23 protein-coding genes and 1 tRNA gene are annotated in these 24,069 nt (G+C 73.3%); 12 read left to right on the plus strand and 12 right to left on the minus strand.

Annotated features, from left to right (window positions below; translation table 11 throughout):
- Nucleotides 1-37 precede the first annotated feature (37 nt).
- The 4 genes from AC3X7Z_RS09405 (at nucleotide 38) to AC3X7Z_RS09420 (ending at nucleotide 5,645) form a co-directional block, all read left to right on the plus strand.
- Entirely contained in the window at nucleotides 38-3,208 is a 3,171-nt protein-coding gene (locus tag AC3X7Z_RS09405; RefSeq protein ID WP_489975747.1) for an Ig-like domain repeat protein, read from the plus strand.
- Between the two features lie 92 nt (nucleotides 3,209-3,300).
- On the plus strand, nucleotides 3,301-3,672 hold the full coding sequence (locus AC3X7Z_RS09410) for a hypothetical protein (RefSeq protein ID WP_489975748.1): 372 nt from the start codon (nucleotides 3,301-3,303) through the stop codon (nucleotides 3,670-3,672).
- 144 nt (nucleotides 3,673-3,816) lie between these two features.
- Nucleotides 3,817-5,073 (plus strand): D-inositol-3-phosphate glycosyltransferase, encoded by a 1,257-nt coding sequence (mshA, locus tag AC3X7Z_RS09415; RefSeq protein WP_489975749.1) that lies wholly within the window; start codon nucleotides 3,817-3,819, stop codon nucleotides 5,071-5,073.
- Nucleotides 5,070-5,645, plus strand: coding sequence for a type III secretion system chaperone family protein (locus AC3X7Z_RS09420; RefSeq protein WP_397180019.1), 576 nt, complete (start codon nucleotides 5,070-5,072; stop codon nucleotides 5,643-5,645). Before mshA ends, AC3X7Z_RS09420 begins: the two co-directional genes overlap by 4 nt.
- On the opposite strand, the gene AC3X7Z_RS09425 is transcribed toward AC3X7Z_RS09420, so the two are convergent.
- From AC3X7Z_RS09425 to AC3X7Z_RS09435, 3 genes are all read right to left on the minus strand, one after another.
- Complete coding sequence (locus AC3X7Z_RS09425) at nucleotides 5,642-6,559, minus strand: DMT family transporter (RefSeq protein WP_241005315.1); 918 nt, start codon at nucleotides 6,557-6,559, stop codon at nucleotides 5,642-5,644. The genes AC3X7Z_RS09420 and AC3X7Z_RS09425 overlap by 4 nt on opposite strands.
- 72 nt (nucleotides 6,560-6,631) lie before the next feature.
- Nucleotides 6,632-7,309, minus strand: coding sequence for a response regulator (locus tag AC3X7Z_RS09430; protein ID WP_489975750.1), 678 nt, complete (start codon nucleotides 7,307-7,309; stop codon nucleotides 6,632-6,634).
- A gap of 10 nt (nucleotides 7,310-7,319) precedes the next feature.
- Nucleotides 7,320-8,576 carry a sensor histidine kinase gene (locus AC3X7Z_RS09435; RefSeq protein WP_186340233.1) on the minus strand — a complete coding sequence of 419 codons (1,257 nt, stop codon included), beginning with the start codon at nucleotides 8,574-8,576 and terminating at the stop codon, nucleotides 7,320-7,322.
- Nucleotides 8,577-8,697: 121 nt separating this feature from the next.
- Here AC3X7Z_RS09435 and phoU point away from each other — a divergent pair, with 121 nt between their 5' ends.
- On the plus strand, nucleotides 8,698-9,348 hold the full coding sequence (gene phoU / locus AC3X7Z_RS09440; RefSeq protein WP_186340234.1) for a phosphate signaling complex protein PhoU: 651 nt from the start codon (nucleotides 8,698-8,700) through the stop codon (nucleotides 9,346-9,348).
- A gap of 33 nt (nucleotides 9,349-9,381) precedes the next feature.
- On the opposite strand, the gene AC3X7Z_RS09445 is transcribed toward phoU, so the two are convergent.
- The 3 genes from AC3X7Z_RS09445 to AC3X7Z_RS09455 are packed head-to-tail and all read right to left on the minus strand — an operon-like array spanning nucleotide 9,382 to nucleotide 11,330.
- Nucleotides 9,382-10,125 (minus strand): phosphoglyceromutase, encoded by a 744-nt coding sequence (locus AC3X7Z_RS09445; protein ID WP_489975751.1) that lies wholly within the window; start codon nucleotides 10,123-10,125, stop codon nucleotides 9,382-9,384.
- The gene (locus AC3X7Z_RS09450; protein ID WP_186340236.1) at nucleotides 10,122-10,598 is read right to left on the minus strand and encodes a hypothetical protein; all 477 of its coding nucleotides are present in this window, start codon (nucleotides 10,596-10,598) and stop codon (nucleotides 10,122-10,124) included. The genes AC3X7Z_RS09445 and AC3X7Z_RS09450 overlap by 4 nt, the downstream gene beginning before the upstream one ends.
- Nucleotides 10,599-10,619: 21 nt before the next feature.
- Nucleotides 10,620-11,330 (minus strand): UbiA family prenyltransferase, encoded by a 711-nt coding sequence (locus tag AC3X7Z_RS09455; RefSeq protein WP_186340237.1) that lies wholly within the window; start codon nucleotides 11,328-11,330, stop codon nucleotides 10,620-10,622.
- A gap of 156 nt (nucleotides 11,331-11,486) precedes the next feature.
- Between AC3X7Z_RS09455 and AC3X7Z_RS09460 the strand changes: the two genes are divergently transcribed.
- Together AC3X7Z_RS09460 and AC3X7Z_RS09465 are read left to right on the plus strand one after the other, a co-directional pair.
- Nucleotides 11,487-11,972, plus strand: a complete 486-nt coding sequence (locus AC3X7Z_RS09460) for a CarD family transcriptional regulator (protein ID WP_056602200.1) — start codon at nucleotides 11,487-11,489, stop codon at nucleotides 11,970-11,972.
- Between the two features lie 2 nt (nucleotides 11,973-11,974).
- Nucleotides 11,975-12,556: a 2-C-methyl-D-erythritol 4-phosphate cytidylyltransferase gene (locus AC3X7Z_RS09465; protein ID WP_489975752.1), complete on the plus strand. Its 582-nt coding sequence runs from the start codon at nucleotides 11,975-11,977 to the stop codon at nucleotides 12,554-12,556.
- On the opposite strand, the gene AC3X7Z_RS09470 is transcribed toward AC3X7Z_RS09465, so the two are convergent.
- Together AC3X7Z_RS09470 and ispF are read right to left on the minus strand one after the other, a co-directional pair.
- The gene (locus AC3X7Z_RS09470; protein WP_489975753.1) at nucleotides 12,537-13,220 is read right to left on the minus strand and encodes an IspD/TarI family cytidylyltransferase; all 684 of its coding nucleotides are present in this window, start codon (nucleotides 13,218-13,220) and stop codon (nucleotides 12,537-12,539) included. The two genes, AC3X7Z_RS09465 and AC3X7Z_RS09470, sit on opposite strands and share 20 nt — an antisense overlap.
- A gap of 7 nt (nucleotides 13,221-13,227) precedes the next feature.
- Nucleotides 13,228-13,713: a 2-C-methyl-D-erythritol 2,4-cyclodiphosphate synthase gene (gene ispF, locus AC3X7Z_RS09475; RefSeq protein ID WP_186340240.1), complete on the minus strand. Its 486-nt coding sequence runs from the start codon at nucleotides 13,711-13,713 to the stop codon at nucleotides 13,228-13,230.
- Between the two features lie 37 nt (nucleotides 13,714-13,750).
- Between ispF and AC3X7Z_RS09480 the strand changes: the two genes are divergently transcribed.
- Entirely contained in the window at nucleotides 13,751-15,268 is a 1,518-nt protein-coding gene (locus AC3X7Z_RS09480; protein ID WP_489975754.1) for a molybdopterin-dependent oxidoreductase, read from the plus strand.
- A 391-nt stretch (nucleotides 15,269-15,659) separates the two neighbouring features.
- Here the strand turns inward: AC3X7Z_RS09480 and AC3X7Z_RS09485 are convergent, their stop codons facing one another.
- Nucleotides 15,660-16,898 (minus strand): C39 family peptidase, encoded by a 1,239-nt coding sequence (locus AC3X7Z_RS09485; protein WP_489975755.1) that lies wholly within the window; start codon nucleotides 16,896-16,898, stop codon nucleotides 15,660-15,662.
- A gap of 110 nt (nucleotides 16,899-17,008) precedes the next feature.
- On the opposite strand from AC3X7Z_RS09485, the gene cysS reads away from it, so the two are divergent.
- From cysS to AC3X7Z_RS09500, 3 genes are read left to right on the plus strand one after another with little or no spacing between them, the layout of a single operon-like run.
- Complete coding sequence (gene cysS, locus AC3X7Z_RS09490; protein WP_186340243.1) at nucleotides 17,009-18,427, plus strand: cysteine--tRNA ligase; 1,419 nt, start codon at nucleotides 17,009-17,011, stop codon at nucleotides 18,425-18,427.
- Nucleotide 18,428: 1 nt separating this feature from the next.
- On the plus strand, nucleotides 18,429-19,391 hold the full coding sequence (rlmB, locus tag AC3X7Z_RS09495; RefSeq protein ID WP_489975756.1) for a 23S rRNA (guanosine(2251)-2'-O)-methyltransferase RlmB: 963 nt from the start codon (nucleotides 18,429-18,431) through the stop codon (nucleotides 19,389-19,391).
- Nucleotides 19,388-20,926, plus strand: a complete 1,539-nt coding sequence (locus tag AC3X7Z_RS09500) for a metallophosphoesterase (RefSeq protein WP_489975757.1) — start codon at nucleotides 19,388-19,390, stop codon at nucleotides 20,924-20,926. Before rlmB ends, AC3X7Z_RS09500 begins: the two co-directional genes overlap by 4 nt.
- Here the strand turns inward: AC3X7Z_RS09500 and AC3X7Z_RS09505 are convergent.
- On the minus strand, nucleotides 20,910-22,118 hold the full coding sequence (locus AC3X7Z_RS09505) for a DUF4032 domain-containing protein (RefSeq protein WP_489975758.1): 1,209 nt from the start codon (nucleotides 22,116-22,118) through the stop codon (nucleotides 20,910-20,912). The two genes, AC3X7Z_RS09500 and AC3X7Z_RS09505, sit on opposite strands and share 17 nt — an antisense overlap.
- 150 nt (nucleotides 22,119-22,268) lie before the next feature.
- Here AC3X7Z_RS09505 and AC3X7Z_RS09510 point away from each other — a divergent pair.
- Nucleotides 22,269-22,344, plus strand: a tRNA-Thr gene (locus AC3X7Z_RS09510).
- A gap of 50 nt (nucleotides 22,345-22,394) precedes the next feature.
- Here the strand turns inward: AC3X7Z_RS09510 and pdxY are convergent.
- The gene (pdxY, locus tag AC3X7Z_RS09515; RefSeq protein ID WP_489975759.1) at nucleotides 22,395-23,258 is read right to left on the minus strand and encodes a pyridoxal kinase PdxY; all 864 of its coding nucleotides are present in this window, start codon (nucleotides 23,256-23,258) and stop codon (nucleotides 22,395-22,397) included.
- Between the two features lie 23 nt (nucleotides 23,259-23,281).
- Complete coding sequence (locus AC3X7Z_RS09520; RefSeq protein ID WP_186340248.1) at nucleotides 23,282-24,055, minus strand: dioxygenase family protein; 774 nt, start codon at nucleotides 24,053-24,055, stop codon at nucleotides 23,282-23,284.
- Between the last annotated feature and the right edge of the window lie 14 nt (nucleotides 24,056-24,069).

The following is a 24,069-nucleotide window of genomic DNA, read 5'->3' on the forward strand; positions in this document are numbered from 1 at the left end:
GACTGCGGGGACGTGGTCGCTCGGATGGGATGTGCCAGTGCGATACCTCCCTTCCAGCGCCCGCGGGCTCCTCGCCGCCACGCTGATGTCCCCGATCCTCGTCGCCCTGGGCCTGTCAGCCCCGGCCTTGGCCGCGACGTCCACCTTCGCCAACACCAGCGCGATCTCGATCCCCAGCCTGGGAGTGGCCAGCCCTTACCCGTCGACCGTGACCGTCAGCGGCATGGCGAGCAGGGTGAAGTCCGTCGAGCTGACCCTGACCCGGTTCACCCACGGGTACTCCTACGACGCGCACGTGATGCTCGTCAGCCCGTCGGGCCGCAACCTGACCGTCATGTCCGACATCTATTCACTCAGTGGCGAACGCACCTTCACCTTCGCCGACGGCGCCCCCACCCTCGCCAATGGCTCGCCGTCCGGACGCTACGCCCCGACCGACGCGGACGAGGCCAACATCTTCCCGGCGCCTGCTCCCGCCCGGACCGGGGTGGCGACCTTCGCCGATGCGTTCGGTGGGACCGACCCCAACGGCGCCTGGCAGCTGTTCGTCTACGACGACATCGCCGTCGGCGCAGGCAGCATCGCGTCGTGGAGCCTGACGATCGACGCGGGCATCCCGCAGGTGGTCACCTTCAGCACGACCGCACCCGCCCCGGCCCGCGTGGGTGAGACCTACACGCCGGTGGCGACGTCCGACGCCGGATTCCCGGTCACGTACGCCGTCGACCCGGCCACCACCAACGAGGCGTGCCGACTCGCCGACGACGACCAGACGCTGTTCTTCCAGCACAGCGGCACCTGTGTCCTCGCCGCGACCGCGCCGGGCGACGTCGACCACGACCCCGGTCGCGCCACCCAGACCATCGCCGTACGCGCCGCGAGGTCCGACCTGGCCACGCTGGCGATCAGCCCGCAGGGTGCCTCGACCACCGCCGGTGACACCGTGCCCTACAGCGTGCAGGGCACCGACTCCCACGGTCTCCCCGTCCCCGACCAGCAGGCGACCATCTCCTACGCCCCGGCCGGCGGGGGCGCCTCCACCATCTGCGCCGACGCCGCCTGCGCCCCGAAGCAGGCCGGCACCTACACGGTGACCGCCTCGGCGCCCGGTGCCGACGGTCCGGTCACCGCGAGCACCACCCTCACCGTCCTCGCCGACGACGTCGCGGCCCTGCAGATCAGCCCCGAGGGCGCGACGACCACCGCCGGCACGCCGCTGCAGTTCACGGTCGGCGGCACCGACCGGTTCGGCAACGCCATGCCCGACCAGACGGCAGCGAGCGACGTCGTCGCCACGCCCGTCGGTGGTGGCGCGCCCGTCGCGTGCGCGGCAGGCCGGTGCGACCTGACCGTCGCCGGCGTCTACTCCGTCAGCGCCGCCCAGACCGGCGCCGACGCGCCGGCCGGCGACGCGACCACCCTCACCGTGACCCCCGCCGGACTCGACCGCGTCGAGCTGGCGGGCGACGACACGACCGCCGCCGGCACCCCGGTCGTCTTCACCGTCACCGGCTACGACGCCTTCGACAACGTGCGCACCGACGGCACGCCGACCGTCACGGCGACGCGTGGCAGCACGACGACCACCTGCCCCAACGGCGTCTGCTCGCCCACGACGGCCGGGACGTGGACTGTCGAGGGCGCGATCGGCGGTGAGACCGACACGGCCTCGCTCGAGGTCACCCCCGGACCGTTGGCCTCCCTCGCCGTCACCCCCGACGTCACCACCGTGACCCCTAGCACGGACGTCGCCTACACCGCCATGGGCGCCGACACCTACGGAAACGCCCTCGGCGACCGTACGGCCCAGAGCACCTTCACCATCCAGCGCGGACCTGCGCCGGCGGTGGCCTGCGCCGCCGCGGTCTGCACCCCGTCCGCCACGGGCAACCACCGCGTCACCGCGACCGTCGGGTCCGTCTCCGGCGCCGCCACCCTCGTCTCGGCGCTGCCGTCGGTGACGGTCGAGTTCGGGGTCCTGCCGGACGCGACCTACGGTGACGGCGTCCCGCTGTCGGCCACCGTCGCCAGCCCCGACGGGACGCCGACCGGCACCGTGCAGTTCAGCCTCGACGGTGAGCCGGTCGGCGCACCGGTCCCGGTCGACGGCGACGGCACCGCCTCTGCCCCCGCCCTCGCGGGCGTCCGGGCCGGCGTGCACCGGATCGGCGCCACCTTCGCAGCCGTCCCGGTCGGCGCGTACGACGGTGCCACCGCGGTGCAGAAGGTGGTCGTGGCCAAGGCCCCGACGACGACGACCCTCGAGGTCGGCGCCACCCTGACGGCGAGCGTGGCGTCGGCCGCCGGCACGCCCGACGGCTCGGTGACCTTCGCCGTGGACGGCGCCGACCGCGCCACCGTCGCGCTGAGCGGCGGCACGGCCACGTGGGCCGGTGACCACACCGGCGGCGCGGACTCCGTCGTCACCGCGACCTACTCCGGCAACGCCGACCTCCTCGCGTCGGCCGCTTCCACCGCACGACAGGACCCGAAGGTCGTCGCGACGGTCGGGGGCGGCGCACGCAACGGCTGGCACGCGTCGCCGGTCACCGTCACCTTCACCTGCACGCCGGGCTCCGGCGCCGTGACGTGCCCGGCTCCGGTCACGCTCGGCGCCGACGGTGCCGGCCAGACGGTCTCGCGCACCGTCGTCGCCGCCGACGGCGGCGTCGCCGTGGTGACCAGCGCGCCGGTGTCGATCGACCGGACCGCGCCGACTGCGCGCGTCACCGGGGTTCGCGCCGGCCGCGTCTACAACGGCACCGTGCCCGAGGCGGCCTGCGCCGCCGCCGACGCCCTGTCCGGCCTGGAGAGCTGCACGGTCAGCACCAGCGGTCGGCTGGGTGACGCATCGGCCACGGTGACGGCCACCGACCTGGCCGGCAACACCACGACGACCACGATCGCCTACGTCGTGCGCGACCTCTGGGTGACGCGCAGCACCCAGGTCAAGGGTGCCTGGACGGTGCCGATCGGCAGCCGCCGGACGATCCAGCTCGTCAGCAGCGGCATGCCGACCGTCACGGGGGGCAAGGGCCTCGTCGTGCGGACCTTCCGCTTCGCCGGTCGCGCGGACGGCGTGGGCCACTGGACCACGCGCGTCCGGGTGCCGCTGGGCGTCCGGCCGGGCCGGGTCGCGACCCTGCGGATCACGCACGGCGACGGAACCCGCGAGCGGGTGAGGATCCGCGCGGTCCGCGGGCGCTGACCGGCGCTCCGCACCACACCGCACCACACCCCACCGGCCCACCGGGTCGCAGTGACCGACGGCAGCCCGGTGGGCCGTGGCACACTCGTCCGGTGCCTCCCGCCAAGATCTCCGCCTCGCTCGCCCTCCTGGGCGGCATGCTCTGGGTCGTGCGCGCGGTGCTCGGTGGCGGCGACGACCCGTTCCTGGGCACCCTCCACTTCGTCGGCCTGGCCTGCCTGCTGGTCGCCTCGGCGATCTTCGGCACCACGCTGGTCAGGAGCGACGCCGTGGCCATGCGCGCCGTCGTCGGCCTCGCCTCGGGCCTGCTCACGCTGTCGCTCATCGAGGCGTTCCGCCCGGCCGGCACGCCCTGGTACGACGGGTTCTGGGGGATCGTGGCCGCCCTGATCGGCGCGATCGCCCTCGTGCGCGGTCGCGGTCGCAGCACCGGGCGCTCCACGCGCGGCGCCCACGCCGGCTGACCCCCGACCGACCCCGACCGACGCCCGAACGACGCTCGGCCGACGCAGACAGGCGCCCGCGGGAATCCCTCGGCGCCCGCCGCGGTTGTGCCGGAGGTGCCCTGACCGGGGCGCGCGAGCAGGGACGTCCCTCGAGGAGGCAACGTGGGCGAGCGGGTGGCGATGATCAGCCTGCACACCTCACCGCTGGACCAGCCCGGCACGGGCGACGCCGGGGGGATGAACGTCTACGTGATCGAGCTGTCGCGCCGCCTGGCCGCGCAGGGGATCGCCGTCGACGTCTTCACCCGCGCCACGTCCTCGACGCTGCCGCAGGTCGTCGAGGCGGCCGACGGGGTGCTGGTGCGCCACGTCGCCGCGGGACCGTTCGAGGGGCTCACCAAGGCCGAGCTGCCCGGCCAGCTGTGCACGTTCGCCCGCGAGGTGCTCCGCACCGAGGCGATGCAGCCGCCGGGCCACTACGACGCGGTCCACTCCCACTACTGGCTCTCCGGGCAGGTCGGCGCACTGGCGCGCGACCGCTGGAACGTCCCGCTCGTGCACTCGATGCACACCATGGCGAAGGTCAAGAACGAGGCGCTCGCCGACGGTGACACCCCCGAGCCGCTCTCCCGCGTCATCGGCGAGGAACAGGTCGTCGCGGCCGCCGACCTGCTCGTCGCCAACACCGACACCGAGGCCCGCCAGCTCGTCGACCTCTACGGGGCGAGCCCCGACTCCGTCGAGGTGATCCATCCCGGCGTGGACCTGACGGTGTTCGCTCCGCAGGGGCGCGAGCCGGCCCGCCGCGAGCTCGACCTGCCGCTGGACGCCGTCGTGCTGCTGTTCGCCGGCCGGATCCAGCCGCTCAAGGCGCCCGACGTGCTGCTGCGGGCGGTCGGCGTGCTGCTCGATCAGGACCCGTCGCTGCGACACCGGCTCGTCGTGCCCGTCGTGGGCGGGCCGTCCGGCTCCGGGCTCGAGCACCCGACCGCCCTCGCCGACCTGGCCGCCGACCTCGGGATCAGCGACGTGGTGCGGTTCGTCCCACCGGTGAGCCAGCGCGAGCTCGCGATGTGGACCTCCGCGGCCACCGCGGTCGCCGTGCCGTCCTACAACGAGTCGTTCGGGCTGGTCGCCGTCGAGGCGCAGGCCACCGGCACGCCGGTCGTGGCGGCCTCGGTCGGCGGCCTCACCACGGTGGTGCGCGACGGCGTGAGCGGCCTGCTCGTCGACACCCACGAGCCCCGCGACTGGGCGGCCACCCTGCGCCGGCTGATCGACGACCCCGCGCTGGCCGAGCGCCTCGGGCGCGGCGCCGTGGCCCACGCGCAGGACTTCTCGTGGGAGCGCACCGCGGCGCGGACCCTGGCGGCCTATGAGCGTGCGGCCGGCCGCATGCGTGCTGAGATGGCCTCGTGAGCACCGCCGACGCCCAGCCCGACAACCGACCAGACACCCCACCCGACGCGCGGCCCGACACCCCGGCCGACGCGGCCGCCGCCGTCGTGCGCGCCTACCTCGCCGCCAACGGGATCGAGCACACCGAGACGACCCGCGAGGGCATCGCCGGCGCCCGCTTCTCCTTGACGCTGCCGGGGGAGAAGAAGCTCCAGACCCCGGTCCGGCTCGACGTCGGCGCCCACGCGCTGGGCGTGCACGCCTTCGTGTGCCGCAACCCCGACGAGAACCACCCTCGCGTCCACCGCTGGCTCCTCGAGCGCAACCTGCGGATGTACGCCGTCTCGTTCGCCGTCGACCGCCACGGTGACATCTACCTCGAGGCGCGCCTGCCCCTGGCGTCGGTCGAGCCCGACGAGCTCGACCGCATCCTGGGCTCGGTGCTCGCCAACGCCGACGAGTCCTTCAACGCGATCCTCGAGCTCGGCTTCGCCTCCTCCATCCGCAAGGAGTGGGAGTGGCGCCTCTCGCGGGGCGAGTCGACGCGCAACCTCGAGGCCTTCCGCGGCTGGCTCGAGGCCGGCTCCGACTAGGGCGTCGGCCGCGGCTTGCGCCGCGTCATCAGCACGCCCGTGATGGCCAGCGCGCCACCGACGAAGGTCAGGGCCGGCGGCACCTCGTCGATGGTCAGCCAGGCGATCAGCGTCGCGATCCCGGGGACCAGGAACGTGGTGAGCGACAGCGCCCCGGCGTCGGTGTGGGTCAGCGCGTAGGCCCAGGTGGTGAACGCGACGGCGGTCGGGAAGACGCCCAGGTAGACGATCCACCACAGCTCGGCGCCTCCGCCGGCGACGATCGACGGCAGGTCGCCGGAGAACGGCAGGCAGATCAGTGCCCCCGTCAGGAACGAGACGAACACGACCTGCACCGGCGGCAGGCGGCGCAGCAGCACCTTCTGGGTGAGCACGCCGACGGCGTACATCACCGCGGCGACCAGGACGAGGCCCACGCCGAGGAGGCTGGCGTCGGTGTCGCCCGACGAGCCCTTCGCGATGACGGCCACGCCGGCGAACCCGACGACCATCCCGCCGAGCAGCCAGGCGTGCAGCCGCTCGCCGAAGAGCGGCACCGCGAGCAGCGCGACGATCACCGGGCCGATCTGGATGATCATCGCGGCGGTGCCGGCGTCGACGTGGCGCTCGCCGGCGTTGAGCGCGAGGTTGTAGACGCCGAACCACCCGACGCCCCCCGCGGCCAGCAGCGCCCACTCGCGCCGGGTGGGACGCACCCAGCCGCGGCGCAGCACCAGTGGGAGCACCACGAGGGCGGCCACGAGGAGACGGCCCGACCCGAGGGCGCCGGGGCTGATGTCGTGGGCGACGTGGCGGATCACCACGAACGCCGAGGCCCACATCACGAGGGTGACCGCACCGGCGGCGACGGGCAGCCAGGGCGCCGGGGCGAGGGGCGCGGTCGGCTGGCTCGAGGCGGTGCTGGTGGTCGTCACGAGTCAAGGCTAGGTACGGTCATGACGTCCCACCAGCGCATTTCGGACGTCGCACGCCGACATCCCGCCGCATCACAGGTCGAGCTTGTAGCCCAGGCCGCGGACGGTGACGAGGTACCTCGGCTCGCCCGGGTCTGGCTCGAGCTTGGCGCGCAGCCGCTTGACGTGCACGTCGAGGGTCTTGGTGTCGCCGACGTAGTCGGAGCCCCAGACGCGGTCGATCAGCTGTCCGCGGGTGAGCACCCGACCGGGGTTGCGCAGGAACATCTCCAGCAGCTCGAACTCCTTGAGCGGCAGTCGCTGCTCGGTGCCGTCGACCGTCACGACGTGCCTCTCGACGTCCATCCGGACCGGCCCCGCCTCGAGGGTGTCGGGCATGAGCTCGGGCTCGTGGCCCCGGCGCAGCACGGCCCGGATGCGGGCCACCAGCTCGCGAGGGGAGTAGGGCTTGGTGACGTAGTCGTCGGCGCCGAGCTCGAGGCCCACGACCTTGTCGACCTCGTCGTCCTTGGCGCTCACCATGATCACCGGCACCGACGACGACTGGCGGATCTGGCGGCAGACCTCCGTGCCGGGGAGGCCGGGCAGCATCAGGTCGAGCAGCACGATGTCGGGACCGAAGCGGTCGAACTCGGTCAGCGCGGCCCGGCCGTCGGCGGCGATCGCCACCTCGTAGCCCTCCTTGCGGAGCATGTAGGCCAGCGCGTCGCTGTAGCTCTCCTCGTCCTCGACGACCAGGACGCGGGTCATGCGGCGGTGCTCATCTGGTGGTCTCCTGCTGTGCTCTGCGTGCTGGGGGATCTGCGGGATCTGCGGGATCGGGGGTGGCATCGGGGGCACTCGCGGGTCGCGCCGGGGCGACGACCTCGACCGGGGTGGTGGTGCGGCCGGTGCCCGGCTCGGGGCCGCGGGGGAGGGTCAGGGTGAAGGTGGACCCCTGCCCCTGCACCGACCACACGGCGATGTCGCCGCCGTGGGTGGCAGCGACGTGCTTGACGATGGCGAGGCCGAGGCCGGTGCCGCCCGTGGAGCGGTGCCGGGCCGGGTCGACGCGGTAGAACCGCTCGAAGATGCGCTCGATCTCCCCGGCGGGGATGCCGATGCCCTGGTCGACGACCGAGATCTGCACCTGCTCGCCCACGGAGCGGCTGGTCACGACGACGCGCGAGCCCTCGTTGGAGTAGGCGACGGCGTTGGCGACGAGGTTGCTGACGGCCGCGCCGATCTGCTCCTGCGAGCCGAAGACCGCCAGGCCGGGCTCGCCGCGCGACTCGACGGTGATCTGCTTGGCGGCGGCCTCGGTGGCGCTGGTGTCGACGGCGGTGGCCACAGCGGCGTCGAGGTCGACCATGACCGGGGTCTCCAGCGGGTCGTGGCCCTGGAGGCGGGACAGCTCGATGATCTGCTGGACGAGCCGGGAGAGCCGGTCGCTCTCGGTGAGCATCCGGCCGGCGAAGCGCTGCACGGCCTCGGGGTCGTCGGAGGCGTCGGCGACGGCCTCGGCGAGCAGCCGGATCGCCCCCACCGGGGTCTTGAGCTCGTGGCTGACGTTGGCGACGAAGTCGCGGCGCACCTCCTCCACCCGGCGCTCGCGCGTGCGGTCCTCGACCAGGGCCAGCACCAGCCGGGCGCCGAGCGGCGCGACGCGGGCGGTCAGCGTCCGGGTGACCCGGCCGTCGGGGGCCGCGATGTCGAGGTCGCTCTCGCGGATCTGGCCGTCGCGGCGCACCTGCGCGACCAGGTCGAGCAGCTCGGGGACCACCACCGTGTCGCCGCGCACCAGTCCGAAGGCGTAGGCCGGGGCCGAGGCCTTGACGACGTGGTCGGACTCGTCGACGACGACCGCGCTGGAGCGCAGGATGCTGAGCACGGCGGCGACGCCCGCCTGGACGACCGGCTCCTCGGTCTCGGGCGGGGTGCGGCGCTGCCGATCGCTGATGTGCCAGGCGAGCACGGCGCCGCCCGCCATGATGGCTCCCGCGAGCGCGGCCAGGGCAGCCTGCGTCGTCGGGTCCACGCCCGCCATCGTACGCAGCGCGAGGTGGCCGCGGACCCGATGGACAGGGGGCCACGGAGTGTTCATCCCGCGTTCACCGCGCACGCCCGTCTGTTCGCTTGGGGTGCCTACCGTGCGCGGCATGCGTGAGGCATTCCATGACCAGCTCGACGGCATCTTCGCCGACCTGTCCGACATCTGCGGGCAGGTCGAGGTCGCCGTACGCGAGGCCACCAAGGCGCTGATGACCGGCGACGTGCACACCGCCGACCAGGTGATCGGCAACGACCGGGCGGTCGACGCCGCGCGCGAGCGGGTCGACGACACGGCGTTCGCCCTGCTCTCGCTGCAGCAGCCGGTCGCGGGCGACCTGCGGATGATCGTGTCCGCCCTGCGGATGGTCAGCGAGCTCGAGCGGATGGGGGACCTGTCGGTGCACGTCGCCAAGATCGCCCGGCTACGGGTGCCGGCCGTCGCCGTGCCCGACGAGCTGCGGCCCACGATGGAGCGGATGGCGCTGACGGCCGAGGACATGGTGCGGCGGGTGCGGAGCATCATCGTCGACCGCGACGTGGAGGCCGCGATCGAGCTCGGGCGCGACGACGAGGTGATGGACCAGCTGCGCCGGCGCAGCTTCACCGAGCTGCTGTCGACCGACTGGCGCCACGGCGTCGAGGCGGCGGTGGACGTCGCCCTGCTGGGTCGCTACTACGAGCGCATCGCCGACCACGCCGTCTCGGTCGCCAACCGGGTGGTCTTCGTCGTCACCGGCGACCTGCCGGCGCGCGCCTGACCCACGCCTGCGGCGGACCGGGGTGCGAAGGGTTCAGCGACCCTGGTTGGCGACGGCCGCGGCCGCGGCGGCGGCAGCCTCGGGGTCGAGGTACTCCCCGCCCGCGACGGTGGGGCGCATCTGCTCGTCGAGGCGGTAGACCAGCGGCATCCCGGTGGGGATGTTGAGCCCGGCGATGTCGGCGTCGCTGATCTGGTCGAGGTGCTTGACGAGCGCGCGGAGGCTGTTGCCGTGCGCGGCCACGAGGACGGTGCGGCCGGCCTGCAGGTCGGGCACGATCTCGGCGTCCCAGTAGGGCAGGAAGCGCGCGATGACGTCCTTGAGGCACTCGGTGCGGGGCAGCTCCTCGCCGAGGCCGGCGTAGCGCGGGTCGTCGGCCTGGGAGAACTCCGAGGAGTCGTCGATCGGGGGCGGCGGGGTGTCGAAGGAGCGGCGCCAGAGCATGAACTGCTCCTCGCCGTACTCCTCGAGCGTCTGCTTCTTGTCCTTGCCCTGGAGTGCACCGTAGTGGCGCTCGTTGAGCCGCCACGAGCGCTTCACCGGGATCCAGTGGCGGTCGGCCGCGTCGAGCGCGAGGCAGGCGGTGCTGATCGCGCGACGCTGCAGCGAGGTGTGGACGATGTCGGGCAGGACGTCGGCCTCGCGCATCAGCTCGCCCCCGCGGACCGCCTCGCCCCGGCCCTTGTCGGTGAGGGGCACGTCGACCCAGCCCGTGAACAGGTTCTTGGCGTTCCACTCGCTCTCGCCGTGGCGGAGCAGGACGAGCGTGTGCGTCATGAGACGTCGAGGCCTTCCCAGTAGGCGTCGTCGTTGTCGGGGACGACGGGGACGTTGAGGGAGATGCGCTCCCCGTTGCCGAAGTCGACCGACAGCGGCAGGAAGTCGCCGGCCTCGAAGTCGCCGGTCAGCACGATCGCGGCGGGGGGCTCGGCGAGGTTGACGAACCCGCCCGGTGCGACGGCGACGGGGTCGAAGTCGGCGGGCTCGACAGGCGCGCCCTCGGCGCCGGAGACCCCGGTGAGGGTCTGCTCGTCGCTCAGGTCGTTGTTGGAGAGCGACGCGATGAACGTGCCCGACCCGGGGTTGCCGGAGACCACGACCGCCGAGAGCACGTCGACCGTGCCCTCCCGGTTCTCGGCCGCACCGTTGACGTCGTACTCGCGCTCGGTCGCGGCGTCGAAGCCACAGGAGGACAGCGGCGCGGCGAGCGCGAAGACCGCGGCAGCGGTCGCGAGAGGTCGAAGTCGCATGGCCCACAGCCTAGCGCTGGCTCAGGCCAGCCCTGCGGTCCGCCCTGCGATCAGGACGCCGACGACCACCAGGGCGGTCCAGGCCCCCGCCAGGAGGAGCAGGCGTGGGGTGCCGGTGCGCAGCGCGAGCAGCATGGGCAGGGACCTGTCGCCCTCCAGGTGGTCGTGCACCAGGCCCGGCAGCGCCACCAGCACGTGCACGCCCAGTCCGAGCGCGGCGGCCAGCACGACCATCGCCGGCGTCGGCGGCGTCGGGGAGCCGACCCCGCCCCAGCCGCCGTAGGCCAGGAACGCGGGGTAGAGCGCGAAGCTCGCCATCCACGGGGCGAAGGACAGCGGTCGGTCGTGCAGCAGTCGGTCGCCGAGCGCCGAGAGCGCCAGCAGCGCCAGGTAGGTCGCCGCGGCCCGGCGACCGTTGGCGACGGCGAGGGGCACGACCAGCAGCACCGCGCAGGAGAGCGCGAACCACACCGTGCCGGCGTCGAGGCGACCGCCGGCAAGCGGCTTGCCGGGCCGGTGCCGGGCGTCGCGCTCGCGGTCGGCGAGGTCGTCCGCCCAGCCCAGGAGCGACTGCCCCACCAGCACCGTGGCGCCGACCAGTGCGACCTCGCGAGGCGCACGGCCCGCCACGGCCGCCGCAGCCGCCAGCGCGGCGGCGGTGAGCAGCGCCTGGCGTGGGTGCGCCGCCCGGACGAGCAGCAGCGACGGGGTCGTCGAGAGTGCCCGGAGCATGCTCCGCAGTATGCCCAGCGCCGCGCCCCGAGCGGGGCCGCACCACAGCGCGGGCCGTTCTGTCAAGCCCGGATAGGGCCTCTGACCTGCGCAAACGCGACAAGAGCTGCTTCGGACCCGTGTTAGAATGCTCACCTAGGAAGGGGAACTGAACATATGACTTTCACCGTTGGCGAAACGGTCGTCTATCCCAATCACGGGGCCGCGGTCATCGAGGACATCGAGATGCGGACGATCAAGGGAGAGGACCGGCAGTACCTCGTCCTCAGGATCGTCGCACAACAGGACCTGGTCGTGCGCGTCCCGGCCTGCAACCTCGACCTCGTCGGCGTCCGCGACGTCGTCGACAAGGAGGGCCTCGACCGCGTCTTCGACGTGCTGCGTGCGGCCCACGTGGAGGAGCCGACCAACTGGTCGCGGCGCTACAAGGCCAACCTCGAGAAGCTGCACTCCGGCGACGTGATGAAGGTGTCGGAGGTCGTGCGCGACCTGTGGCGCCGTGAGCGTGACCGTGGCCTGTCCGCCGGTGAGAAGCGGATGCTGGCCAAGGCCCGGCAGATCCTGGTCTCCGAGCTCGCGCTCGCCGAGAAGACCAATGAGGACAAGGCCGAGGCGATGCTCGACGAGGTGCTCGCCTCCTGAGCGTGGACGACGCTGACCGAGGCCCCTGGGACGACGTTCCCAGGGGCCTCGGCGTCGTTCTGGACGAGGACCGCGGGGCCCTGCCCTACGAGCTGATCCACGGCGAGGCACTGGTGGCGTGCGCCGCCTGGGGCCTCGGCGACGCCGGCGTCGACCTCGTCGACGGCGGTGTCTCGTGGGCCGAGGTGGTGGAGTCCGGGCGCGACGTCGTCCTCCACGACGCCCTGTGCCCGATGACCCCGCCCGACTTCATCGACGCCTGCCTCCAGCGGGCGCGCGAGAGCGGTCACCCGGTGGTGGGCACCCGCCCGGTGACCGACACGGTGAAGGTGGTCTCCGACGGGGTCGTGGGGCAGACCCTCGACCGCGACTCGCTCGTGGCCGTCGCCTCGCCGCTGGTGATCCCCGCCGCCGTGCTGGCCTCCCTGCCGCGGCGCCCGGCCAGCGACCTCGCCCGTGCCGTGGCCGACCTCGAGGCCGCGGGCCACCCGGTCGAGACCCTGCAGGCGCCGCCCGAGGGCCGCCGCGTGTCCTCGCCCGACGACGTACGCCTGCTGGCTGCCCTCACCCAGCGCCCGGCGTGAGCTCCGAGGCGAGCGCCACGTCCTCGGGGAAGGTGACCTTGAGGTTGAGGGCGCTGCCCTCGACGGCCGCGACGACGATGTCGGTGTAGGCCGAGACGCAGGCCGAGGTGTCGGTGCCCTCGAAGCCGTCCGCGTCGGCCCCGCGGTAGGCCGCCAGCACCGCGTCGGCGCGGAACGCCTGCGGGGTCTGCACGCCGCCGACCTGCTGCGCGACGACCGTCCGGTCCGGTCCGAGCAGCTGGGTCACCGGCACCACGGGGATCGCGCCGCCCACCTCGCGGGCGGCGGAGACCACGGCCGCCCACAGCCCACGCCCCGCCAGCGGCCGCGCGCCGTCGTGGACCACGACCACGTCGACCTCGCCGGACTCGATGTCGGCGGCCAGCACCCGCAGGGCGGCCCACTCCGAGGCGTGCCGGGTGGCCCCGCCGTCGACGAGCAGCACCTCCCGGTCGCCGAGGTGGGGCGCGATCGCCGCCGCGACCGGGGGACGCTCCTCGGGGCGCACGACCAGCACGAGGCGGCGTACGTCGGGCAGCGCGAGGGCGTCGCGCACCGACCACGCCAGCACCGGGACGTCGCGCAGCGGCAGCAGCACCTTGTTGACCTCGGCCCCGACCCGGCTGCCCGAGCCGGCGGCGAGGATGACGACAGCGATGGACACCGGCGCCTCAGCGGGTGAGCAGCGCGGTGGCGATCGCCGCCACGCCCTCGCCGCGGCCCGTGAGACCGAGGCCGTCGGTGGTGGTGGCCGACAGGCTCACCGGCGCTCCGAGCGCGTCCGACAGGGCTACCTCGCCCTCGCCGCGCCGCGGGCCGAGTCGCGGGACGTTGCCGATGACCTGCACCGCGACGTTGCCGATCTCCCAACCCTCGTCGCGCACCCGTCGGGCGGTCTCCGCGAGCAGCGCGGCCCCCGCGGCTCCGGCCCACTCGGGGGACGAGGTGCCGAAGTTGCTGCCCAGGTCGCCGAGCCCGGCCGCCGAGAGCAGGGCGTCACAGGCGGCGTGGGCGGCGACGTCGGCGTCGGAGTGGCCCTCGAGCCCGGCCGGCTCGTCGGGCCAGGCCAGGCCGGCGAGGTGCATTGGCACACCGGCGACGAGGCGGTGCACGTCGGTGCCGATGCCGATGCGCGGGGCGGGATGGGAGGAGGTCACGTCGGCATCATGCCGGACGCCCGTCACAATGGACCGCGTGACCGCTCGCCGTCCGCACTGGATGCTCGCCGGAGTCGTCGCGGGCCTGGCCGGCCTCGCGACCAGCTACGCGACCGCGATGGTGCTCACCATCCGCGAGGCGCCGCTCGTGGCCGTGGCCGAGCTGGTCATCCGGCTCACCCCCGGCCCGATGGTGGAGGCGGCCATCTCCGTGCTGGGCCAGTTCGACAAGACGTTCCTGGTCCTCGTGATCCTGCTCCTGCTGCTCGTCTGCTTCGCCGTGGCCGGGCTGCTGGCCCGCGGCGGCTGGTACCGGCCCCTGCTGGTCTGGCTCCCGCTGGCCGCTGTCGGCCTGGCCGCCGTCCTGACCCAACGCCAGGCGAGCGCCGTCGACACGCTCCCCGTGGCGGTCGGCCTGCTCACCTGGGTCACGCTCCACTCCGCGCTCACCGACGCCCTCGAGCGCGGCCGGCGCCGCCCCGACCTGGAGTCGCGCGAGCGGCGCGTCTTCCTCATGGTCGCCGGAGCCGTGTCGGTGGCGGCACTCGGCATCGCCGTCGCCGGCCGGGTCGTCGGCGCCGGGCGCCGCAAGGTCGAGGCCAGCCGCCGGCTGCTCCGCATCCCCGGCGTCACGCGGCGCGAGGCGCCGGCAGACACCTCAGTGGGCCTGGCCGGCATCGCGCCGTGGCAGACGCCCAACGAGGACTTCTACCTGATCGACACGACCATCGCGAAGCCGGTCATCGAGCCGGAGGAGTGGTCGCTGCGCATCCACGGGCTCGTCGAGCGCGAGCTCACCCTCGACTTCAGCTCCCTCGTCGCGCGCCGGATGACCGAGTCGTGGATCACGCTGTCCTGCGTGAGCAACGAGATCGGCGGCGGCCTCGTCGGCAACGCCCGGTGGAGCGGTGTGCGCATCGCCGACCTGCTCGACGGCCTGGGCGTCTCGCCCGAGGCCGACTGCGTGCTCCAGACCTCCCACGACGGCTGGACCTGCGCGACGCCGCTCGAGGCGCTCACCGACTACCGCGACGCCCTGCTGGCCGTCGCGATGAACGGTCGCCCGCTGCCGATCGAGCACGGCTTCCCCGTGCGTACGATCGTCCCGGGCTTGTACGGCTATGTCTCGGCCACCAAGTGGGTCGTCGACCTCGAGGTGAGCACCTTCGCCCGCTCGACCGGCTACTGGACCACCAAGGGCTGGTCGTCCGAGGGGCCGGTCAAGATCGCCTCGCGCATCGACGTGCCGCGGGCGGGCGCCGAGGTGGAGGCCGGCCCGGTGTCCTTCGGCGGTGTCGCCTGGCACCAGCACACCGGGATCGAGTCGGTCGAGGTGCAGGTCGACGGCGGCCCGTGGACCCCCGCCGAGCTCGGCCGGGTGCCGTCGGCGGACACCTGGGTGCAGTGGGCGCTCACGATCGACGTCCCCGAGGGCGACCACGAGGTGCGGGTCCGCGCCACCGGCAAGGACGGCCAGACCCAGACCAGCGTCGTACGCTCGCCCGACCCCGACGGCGCCACCGGCTGGCACACCGTCGACTTCCGCGCCGTCTGAGGCGCTGACAGAGGCGCTGACAGAGGCGCGAATGGTCGAGTGGGCGCGTTCTGACGCCTGACGGGGGTCGAGTGGGCGCGTTCTGACGCCTGACGGGGGTCGAGTGGGCGCGTTCTGACACCCGACGGGGGTCGAGTGGGCGCGTTCTGACACCTGACGGGGGTCGAGTGGGCGCGTTCTGACACCTGACGGGGGTCGAGTGGGCGCGTTCTGACACCTGACGGAGGTCCAGTCGGCGCGTCCTAACCGACGAGCGTCAGGATGCGCCGACTCGACGTCGTCTGAGGGTCAGGACGAGCCGACTCGACGGGGTCTGAGCGTCAGGATGCGCCGACTCGACGTCGTTTGAGGGTCAGGACGCGCCGACTCGACACGAGCTCGGGGGGTCCGCTCAGCCGTTGCGGATGACGTACGCCGTCCCGCCGGAGGCCGCGATCCACAGTTGCTCGAACTGGGCGCGGTCGTAGACGCGGCGCACCTCGGCGTTGGTCGCGCCGGCGGGGTCGTTGACCACGACGTCGCCGTCGGCCTCGAAGCCGACGATCACCAGCAGGTGGCCGTTGCTCGCCGAGATCGGGGCGCCGGCGAGCTGGTTGCGGCCGAAGGCGATCGACACCACCAGCGGCACGCCGGCGACGATCTGGTCCTCGGCCTCGCGCAGGTCGCGCATCCGGGTGACATAGGAGTCGCCGGCGACGAGGGTGGCGGCGTAGGCGGTGTTGAACGCCCAGTTGCCGGTGCCGCGGTAGCCGTGGTCGTAGACCATCTTGGCGGTGTGGTCGACCACGGCGTCGGCGTGGCCCGGCGTGATCCCGGCGGGCGCGGGGGAGATGCCGTAGTAGGCGAGGACCATCGCGGTCGAGGTGGGCGAGCACCACGCCTCGCCGCCGCCGCCCCAGGCGGGGTAGTGGCCGCTGTGCACCATCTGGGAGTAGGTGGGCACGGGCAGCACGGTGCCCGCAGCGCGACCGGGCTGGGAGGTCGGACGCGGCGCCGAGGCGTCGGCGGAGGCGACCGCGCCGATGCGCTCGAGGCTGACCGCCTTGGCCGAGCCCTTCGGCCGCAGGAGCGTGACGCGGACCTGCCACGACGTCACGGCGCCCGCGGCGTACCAGGTGTCGGCGCTGACCCGGCCCAGGTCGTCGGCCTGGCCGGAGTAGGTCGCCCGCTTCACCGGACGGTTGCCGCGCGCCCAGTCGGCCACGGTGTCCCACGACCCGGTGCGCCCGCTCGCGTCGCGGGCCCGCAGCTCGACCCGCACCATCGTCCGGCCGGGCGTGGTGGCCTCCCACGAGGGGATGACGGCGCTCGCGCCGAAGCCGGGCGTCGCCCACGGCGACGTCCAGGTGCCGGCCTCGTAGGCCTTGCCGGCGACCGTGCGCGGCGTGGCGCGCAGCATCGAGACCTGCCCCCGGCCGAGCTTGAGACCGCGGCGCTTGCCGGCCTTGAAGTCGGCATAGCTGCTCCACGACGTCAGCTGCACCTGCGCCGTGGCGCGCGTGCGCGCGTCGGAGCCGTCGGAGCCGCCGGAGCCGTCGGAGCCGTCGGAGCCGTCGGCCGCGACGGCAGCGGGGACCAGCGAGGCGGCCACCAGCAGGGGCAGGGCGAGGGTCGCGAGACGTCGGAGCACCGTTCGACGATAACCCGAGAAGTCCCACGCGTCTCAGGAGTCACAGGAGCCCGCGGTATGCGGTGGCCGGCGAAGCCAGCGGATCGCCCCGCTCGCCCTAGACTTGCCCGGTGACTCTCAGGCTCCACGACACCGCGACGCGCGAGACCCGCGACTTCGTCCCGCTGACCCCGGGCAAGGTCGGCATCTACGTGTGTGGGCTGACCGTGCAGTCGGAGCCGCACGTCGGCCACGTCCGGTCCGCGGTCAACTTCGACGTGCTCCGCCGCTGGCTCGAGGCCACCGGCCACGAGGTCGACTTCATCCGCAACGTCACCGACATCGACGACAAGATCCTCGCCAAGTCCGCCGAGCTCGGCATCCACTGGTACGCCCTCGCGTCGGCGATGAAGCGCGAGCTCGACGCGGCGCTGGCGGCCATCAACGTGCTGCCGCCGACCTACGAGCCGGGCGCCACCGGCCACGTCCCGGAGATCGTGGAGCTGATCGAGGAGCTGATCGCCCGAGGGCACGCCTACGCCGCCGACGACGGCAGCGGCGACGTCTACTTCGACGTCCGCAGCTGGCCGGCCTACGGCGAGCTGACCCGCCAGGGGGTGGACGACATGGAGCCCGCCGGCGACGCCGACCCCCGCGGCAAGCGCGACCCCCGCGACTTCGCCCTCTGGAAGGGCTGGAAGGCCGACTCCGAGCCGCGCACCGCGTCGTGGCCCTCGCCGTGGGGCCGCGGGCGACCGGGCTGGCACATCGAGTGCTCGGCGATGGCCGGCAAGTACCTCGGCCCCGCCTTCGACATCCACGGCGGCGGCGTCGACCTCCGCTTCCCGCACCACGAGAACGAGCAGGCGCAGTCCCGGGCGGCCGGGCGCCCGTTCGCGTCCTACTGGCTGCACAACGCCTGGATCACCACCGCCGGCGAGAAGATGAGCAAGTCGCTCGGCAACTCGATGCTCATCCCGTCGGTGCTCGAGCGGGTGCGCGGCGTCGAGCTGCGCTACTACATGGTCTCGGCCCACTACCGCTCCCACGTCGAGTTCAGCTTCGAGGCCCTCGAGGAGTCGGCGCGCGCGTTCCGCCGCATCGAGGACTTCCTCGAGCGCGCCTCGGGCGTGGTCGGCACCTGGTTCGCCTCGGTGCCCGACGCGTTCACCGCGGCGATGGACGACGACCTCGGCACCCCCGCCGCCGTCGCGGTGATCCACGAGTCCGTCCGCGAGGGCAACCGGCTCCTGGCCGCGGGGCCGTCGGAGGAGCTGGGGCAGCGCTTCGGCGAGGTGGTCGCCATGCTCGACGTGCTCGGCCTCAACCCCGCCGATCCCGTCTGGGCGTCGACGGGCGGCTCCGACGAGACGCTCACCGGCGTCGTGGACGCGCTGGTGCGGGGACTGCTTGAGGAGCGGACGGCGGCGCGCGAGGCGAAGGACTGGGCCCGCGCCGACGCCATCCGGGACCGGATCAAGTCGGCCGGCTTGGAGATCGAGGACACCTCGACCGGCCCACGGTGGACGATCGTTATGGGGAGTGTGTGACGTGGCTGGCAACTCGCAGCGCAAGGGCGCCATCAAGAAGACCGGCAAGGGCAACCCCACTGCGGGGTCCGGCGGTCGCGTGCGGCGCGGCCTCGAGGGCCGCGGACCCACGCCCAAGGCCAAGGACCGGCCCTACCACCAGGCGCACAAGGCGGCCAAGCGCGCCGAGCGCGACAAGGGCACCCGCCCCAAGCGGCGCACCGGCTCCGAGGCCGAGTGGGCCGCCGGGCGCAACTCCGTCGTCGAGCTGCTGCAGGCAGGCGTGCCGGTCGCGGCCGTCTACGTCGCCGAGGGCGCCGAGCGCGACGGCCGGATGCGCGAGGCGTTCAAGCTCGCCGCCGAGCAGGGGCTCAACCTGCTCGAGGTCACCCGCAACGAGATGGACCGGATGACCGGCGGTGCCGTCCACCAGGGACTCGCGGCGCGGCTCCCGGCCTACGAGTACGCCCACGTCGACGACCTGCTCGAGCGTGCCGCGGAGGCCAAGGAGCCGGCGCTCGTCGTCGCCCTCGACTCCGTCACCGACCCCCGCAACCTCGGTGCGGTGATCCGCTCGGCGGCCGGGTTCGGCGCGCACGGCGTGCTGATCCCCGAGCGCCGTGCCGCGGGGATGACCGCCTCGGCGTGGAAGACCAGCGCCGGTGCCGCGGCCCGGCTGCCGGTCGCGCAGACGGTCAACCTGACCCGCCAGCTCAAGGCCTACCAGGACGCCGGCTGCATGGTCGTCGGCCTGGCCGCCGACGGCGACATCTCGCTGCCCGAGCTGGTCGCCCCCGGCGGCCTCGCGGAGGGCCCGCTCGTGGTCGTCGTCGGCTCCGAGGGCAAGGGCCTGGGCCGGCTGGTCGCCGAGACGTGCGACCAGATCGTGTCGATCCCGATGTCCGGCCAGCTCGAGTCGCTCAACGCCGGGGTCGCCGCCTCGGTGGCGCTCTACGCGATCTCGCAGGCCCGCGCCGAGCGATGACCCCCACCCAGCGCCGGCTGCTGGTCGGCGTCACGCTGGCCGCGCTGAGCCTGGCGCTGGGGCTCGCGGTCGCGGTCTCGCTGTTCCTCACCAGCAGCCGCACCGTGGTGCTCGTCGGCCACGACACCGTCGTACGCCCCACGCTGACCCCCGACGCGGTGGTGCAGACCGGGCCGCTGCTGCCCGACCTCCGCTTCCGCGACGTCGGCCCGCTCGGTGTCACGCTCGCGCTCGGCAAGACCGAGGTCGGCTCGATTGAGGAGCTGGTCGAGCGCTACGCGCTGATCGCGGCCGACCCCACCGCACCGATCGACAAGGTCCAGGACGTCGTCGTCGACATGGCCGTCTCCGCGGCGCTGCGCGGGCTGGCGGTCGGCCTGTTGCCCGGCGTCGTCTTCCTGCTGCTGGGTCAGCGACGTCGCGGGGAGCTGGTGCGCGGGCTCCGCACCAGGCAGGGCGTGCTCGCACTCGTCCTGGTGCTCGCCCTGGTGCTGCTGCTGTGGCAGCCGTGGGAGCGCGAGGAGCAGACCCAGGAGGACGGCGCCGACTGGCAGACGCTGGCCGAGCTCGTCGGCCCGGACGTGCGACTGCCGGCGGAGGTCCGCGACATCGAGGTGCGCGCCGGCCCGGTCGCCACCCAGAGCAAGCGGCTGGTGCTCAGCGCGGTGGACACCTACGACAAGAGCAAGGAGTTCTACTCCACGGCCGCCGAGGCGGCGGCGGGCCTCGTCGAGGAGGGCCTGCGCACGCCCGGGGACGACGAGACGGTCGCGCTGCTGGTCAGCGACCGCCACGACAACATCGGCATGGACCGGGTCGCGCGCGCCATCGGTGAGGCGGCCGGCGCGAGCGTCGTGCTCGACGCCGGCGACGACACCTCGACCGGGCAGCCGTGGGAGGCGTTCAGCCTCGACTCCCTCGACGGGACGTTCGAGGACTGGGAGCGCTTCGGCGTCGCGGGCAACCACGACCACGGCGACTTCGTCGGCGCCTACCTCGCCGACCTGGGCTGGACCATGCTCGACGGCGAGGTCGTCGACGCCCCCTGGGGCGGGACCCTGCTCGGCGTCGACGACCCACGCAGCAGCGGCCTGGGCAGCTGGCGCGACGAGTCCGGGCTGAGCTTCGCCGAGGTGGGCGTCCGGCTCGCCGACGAGGCCTGCGCCGCCGCCGAGGACGGCGAGCGGGTCAGCACCGTGCTGGTCCACGACGCCAACCTCGGTCGCGAGGCGCTCGCCCGGGGCTGCGTCGACCTGGTGCTCGGCGGGCACACGCACGTGCAGTCCGGCCCGGACGCAGTGGAGGGCGAGGACGGCGGCACGGGCTACGCGTGGACCAACGGCACGACCGGCGGGGCGGCGTACGCCATCGCGCTGGGCAGCAAGCCGCGCCGCGACGCCGAGGTCAGCCTGGTCACCTACGCGGAGGGGCGCCCGATCGGGCTGCAGTGGGTGCGGCTGCGCACCGACGGCACCTGGCAGGTCGGCGAGTGGGCGCCGATCACTCCGGCCGCCGCGGTCACACCTGACCCGTGATCGCCTCGTCGGGCTTGGTCGTGAGGAAGCGGTCGATGTAGTCGCGAGCCGTCGCGTGGATGTCGACCTCGTCGCCGGCCTGCTCCGAGAGGTACCAGCGGTGCTCGAGGATCTCGTGGAAGACCTCCGCCGGTTCGAGCTTGCCGGTCGCGTCGGGCGGGATCATCGCCATGATCGGCTCGAAGATCTCGTGCATCCAGCGGCTCGCCACGACGTGGCGGTCCTCGCGGCCGAGGTCGTTGTGGGCGGTGTAGGACGCCAGGTCGTTGAGAAGCCGGCGGGCCTGGTTGTCCTCCACGGTCATGCCGGTCAGGTCGCGCAGCTCGCGGGTGTGGTGGCCGAGGTCGACGACCTTGGGCTGGATGCGGATGGTGTCGCCGCCGAGGTCGGTGACGATGTCGAGCTCGTCGACGTCGAAGCCGAGGTCGTTGAGCCGCTCGACCCGCCGCTCGATGCGCCACATCTCGTCGCCGCCGAACTCCTCGAGGTCGGTCAGCTCGCGCCACAGCGCCTCGTAGCGGGTGCGCAGGTGCTCGACGATCGCGAACCCGTCGATGGGTCGCTTCACGGCGCCGCTCGCGCTCAGGTCCATCAGCTCGGCGAAGATGTTCTCGCAGCCCACGGTGATGTCGTACTCCCGCAGCCGGTCGTTGACGGACTCGTGGAGCTCGCCGGTCTCGGCGTCGACCAGGTAGGCGGCGAGGGCGCCGGCGTCGCGGCGGAACAGCACGTTGGACAGCGACACGTCGCCCCAGTAGAAGCCGGCCAGGTGCAGGCGGACCAGCAGCACGACGATCGCGTCGATGAGCGTCGGGACGTGCTCGGCGTCCATGCCCCGGCCGAAGAGGGTGCGGTAGGGCAGTGAGAAGCGCAGGTGCTGGGTGACCAGCGCGGCGGGCAGCTCCTCGCGCTCACGCGTCGCGCGTCCCGTGACGACGCCCTGAGGCACCACGGACGGCATGCCGAGCCGCTGGAGGTCGCGCAGCATCCGATACTCGCGGAAGGCGATGTCGCCCGTGGTCTCCTTGACCGCGTAGACGCGGGTGCCGAGCCGCACGATGCGCACGACGTGGCGCGACAGGCCGCGGGGCAGGGGCACGACCACGTCGTCGGGCCACTCCTCCAGTGGGAGGTGCCAGGGCAGGCGGAGGATGGCCGGGTCCGGCCGGTTGGCGACGATGCGCATGGCCATACGGGCACGCTACTCGCTGACGAGGTCCCCCACGTCGACGCGGGGGCCGGCTCCGGGCCGAGCCGGTGAGCCGTCGTGGTGCGGGAGGTGGAGGAGGCTCACGCGCGCCGTTCTGCCTCGCCTAGGATTGCCGCGCGCTCACGGGCGCACGCCGGTGTAGCTCAGTTGGTAGAGCGCATTACTTGTAATAATGATGTCGCGGGTTCGATTCCTGTCACCGGCTCCAGTCCAGCCCGGCCCAGTCCGGCCGTCACCGGCTCGACGCCGCTCGACGGCTCAGCGGAGCTGCTCGACCTCGAACTCGCAGGCTGGGTCGGCGATGGCGTCCTGGGCGTCGATGAGCCGCAGCTCGCGGTCGCCGGAGTCGAGGGTCTGCCGGAGGATCGCGAAGACCGAGGAGGCCGTGCGCGCCAGCGCGTCGGCGGGCGAGCCGGTGGTGCGCAGGTGCGCGGTGAAGAGCGCCGCGGTGATGTCGCCCGACCCGTTGGCCTTCATCGGCAGCCGCGGCGTGGTGACGAGCCAGGCGCCCTCGCCGGTCACGGCGATCATCTCGATCACGTCGTCCGGCGCACCGTGGCGATGGACCGAGGTGACCAGGACGGTCTCGGGCCCGAGGCCCCGGACCTCCTCGACGGCGGACAGGATGTCGTCGAGCGAGGACGGCCCGCTCAGCGCGTCGCGCCCGGTGATGAAGCCGAGCTCGAACTGGTTGGGCGTCAGCACGTCGGCCAACGGGATGACGGTGGAGCGGTACTTGGGCGGGATCGCCGGGTTGACGAAGCACCCGGAGGTGGCGTTGCCCATGACCGGGTCGCAGGTGTAGGTCGCGGCGGGGTTGGCGGCCTTGACCCGGGCCACGGCGTCGACGATGACGTCGGCGATCTCCGGTGAGCCTTGGTAGCCGGACAGGATCGCGTCGCAGGTCTCGAACGCGCCCCTCTCCTCGATGCCGGCGATCACGTCGGCGACGTCCTGGGCCGGGATCATCGGCCCCCGCCACGAGCCGTACCCGGTGTGGTTGGAGAAGTTGACCGTCAGCACCGGCCACACCTCGTGCCCGAGGCGCTGCAGGGGGAAGACGGCCGCAGAGTTGCCGACGTGGCCGTAGGCGACGTGGGACTGGATCGAGAGGACGCGCACGAGCCGAGACTAGTTCAGACGCCTCAGGCGACCTGGAGCGACCGCTTGGACAGGCCCATCCAGTAGCCGTCGATGACCTGGATGCCGGGCCGGTCGGCCGTCGTCGCCGCGCCCAGCGTCACGAACAGGGGTGTGTAGTGCTCGACGGTGGGGTGGGCGTAGGGCATGCCCGGGGCCTTGGCCCGGTAGTCCGACAGGGTGTCGACGTCGCCACGCGTCAAGGCGTCGGCGGCCCAGAGGTCGAAGTCCACCGACCAGCCCGGGGCCGGCGCGTCGATGCGGAACTCCTCGAGGAACGGCAGGCCGTGGGTGAGGAAGCCGGAGCCGATGATCAGCACGCCCTCCTCGCGCAGCGGGCGCAGTCGCTCGCCGAGCGCCATGAGGCGCTGGGGGTCGTCGGTCGGCAGCGACATCTGCAGCACCGGGATGTCGGCCTCGGGGTACATGATCCTCAGGGGCACCCAGGCGCCGTGGTCGAGTCCGCGCGAGGTGTGCTGGTGCACGGGCTCGCCGCTCGGCATCATCGCCGCGACGCGCTGGGCCAGCGCAGTGGCGTCCGGCGTCTCGTAGGTCATCCGGTAGTACTTCGGCGCGAAGCCACCGAAGTCGTAGACCAGCGGCGCGCCGCTGGCGCTGAGGCTGACCGGCGCGGACTCCCAGTGGGCGCTGACGATCAGGATCGCCGTGGGACGGGGGAGGTCGCCCGCCCACGCCGCGAGCTGGCTCGACCAGGTCGGGTCGTCGAGCAGGGGCGGCGCACCGTGGCCGATGTACAGGGCAGGCATGGGAGTGGTCATGACATCCTCAATAG

This window comes from Nocardioides sp. Z24_21 (assembly GCF_058134345.1).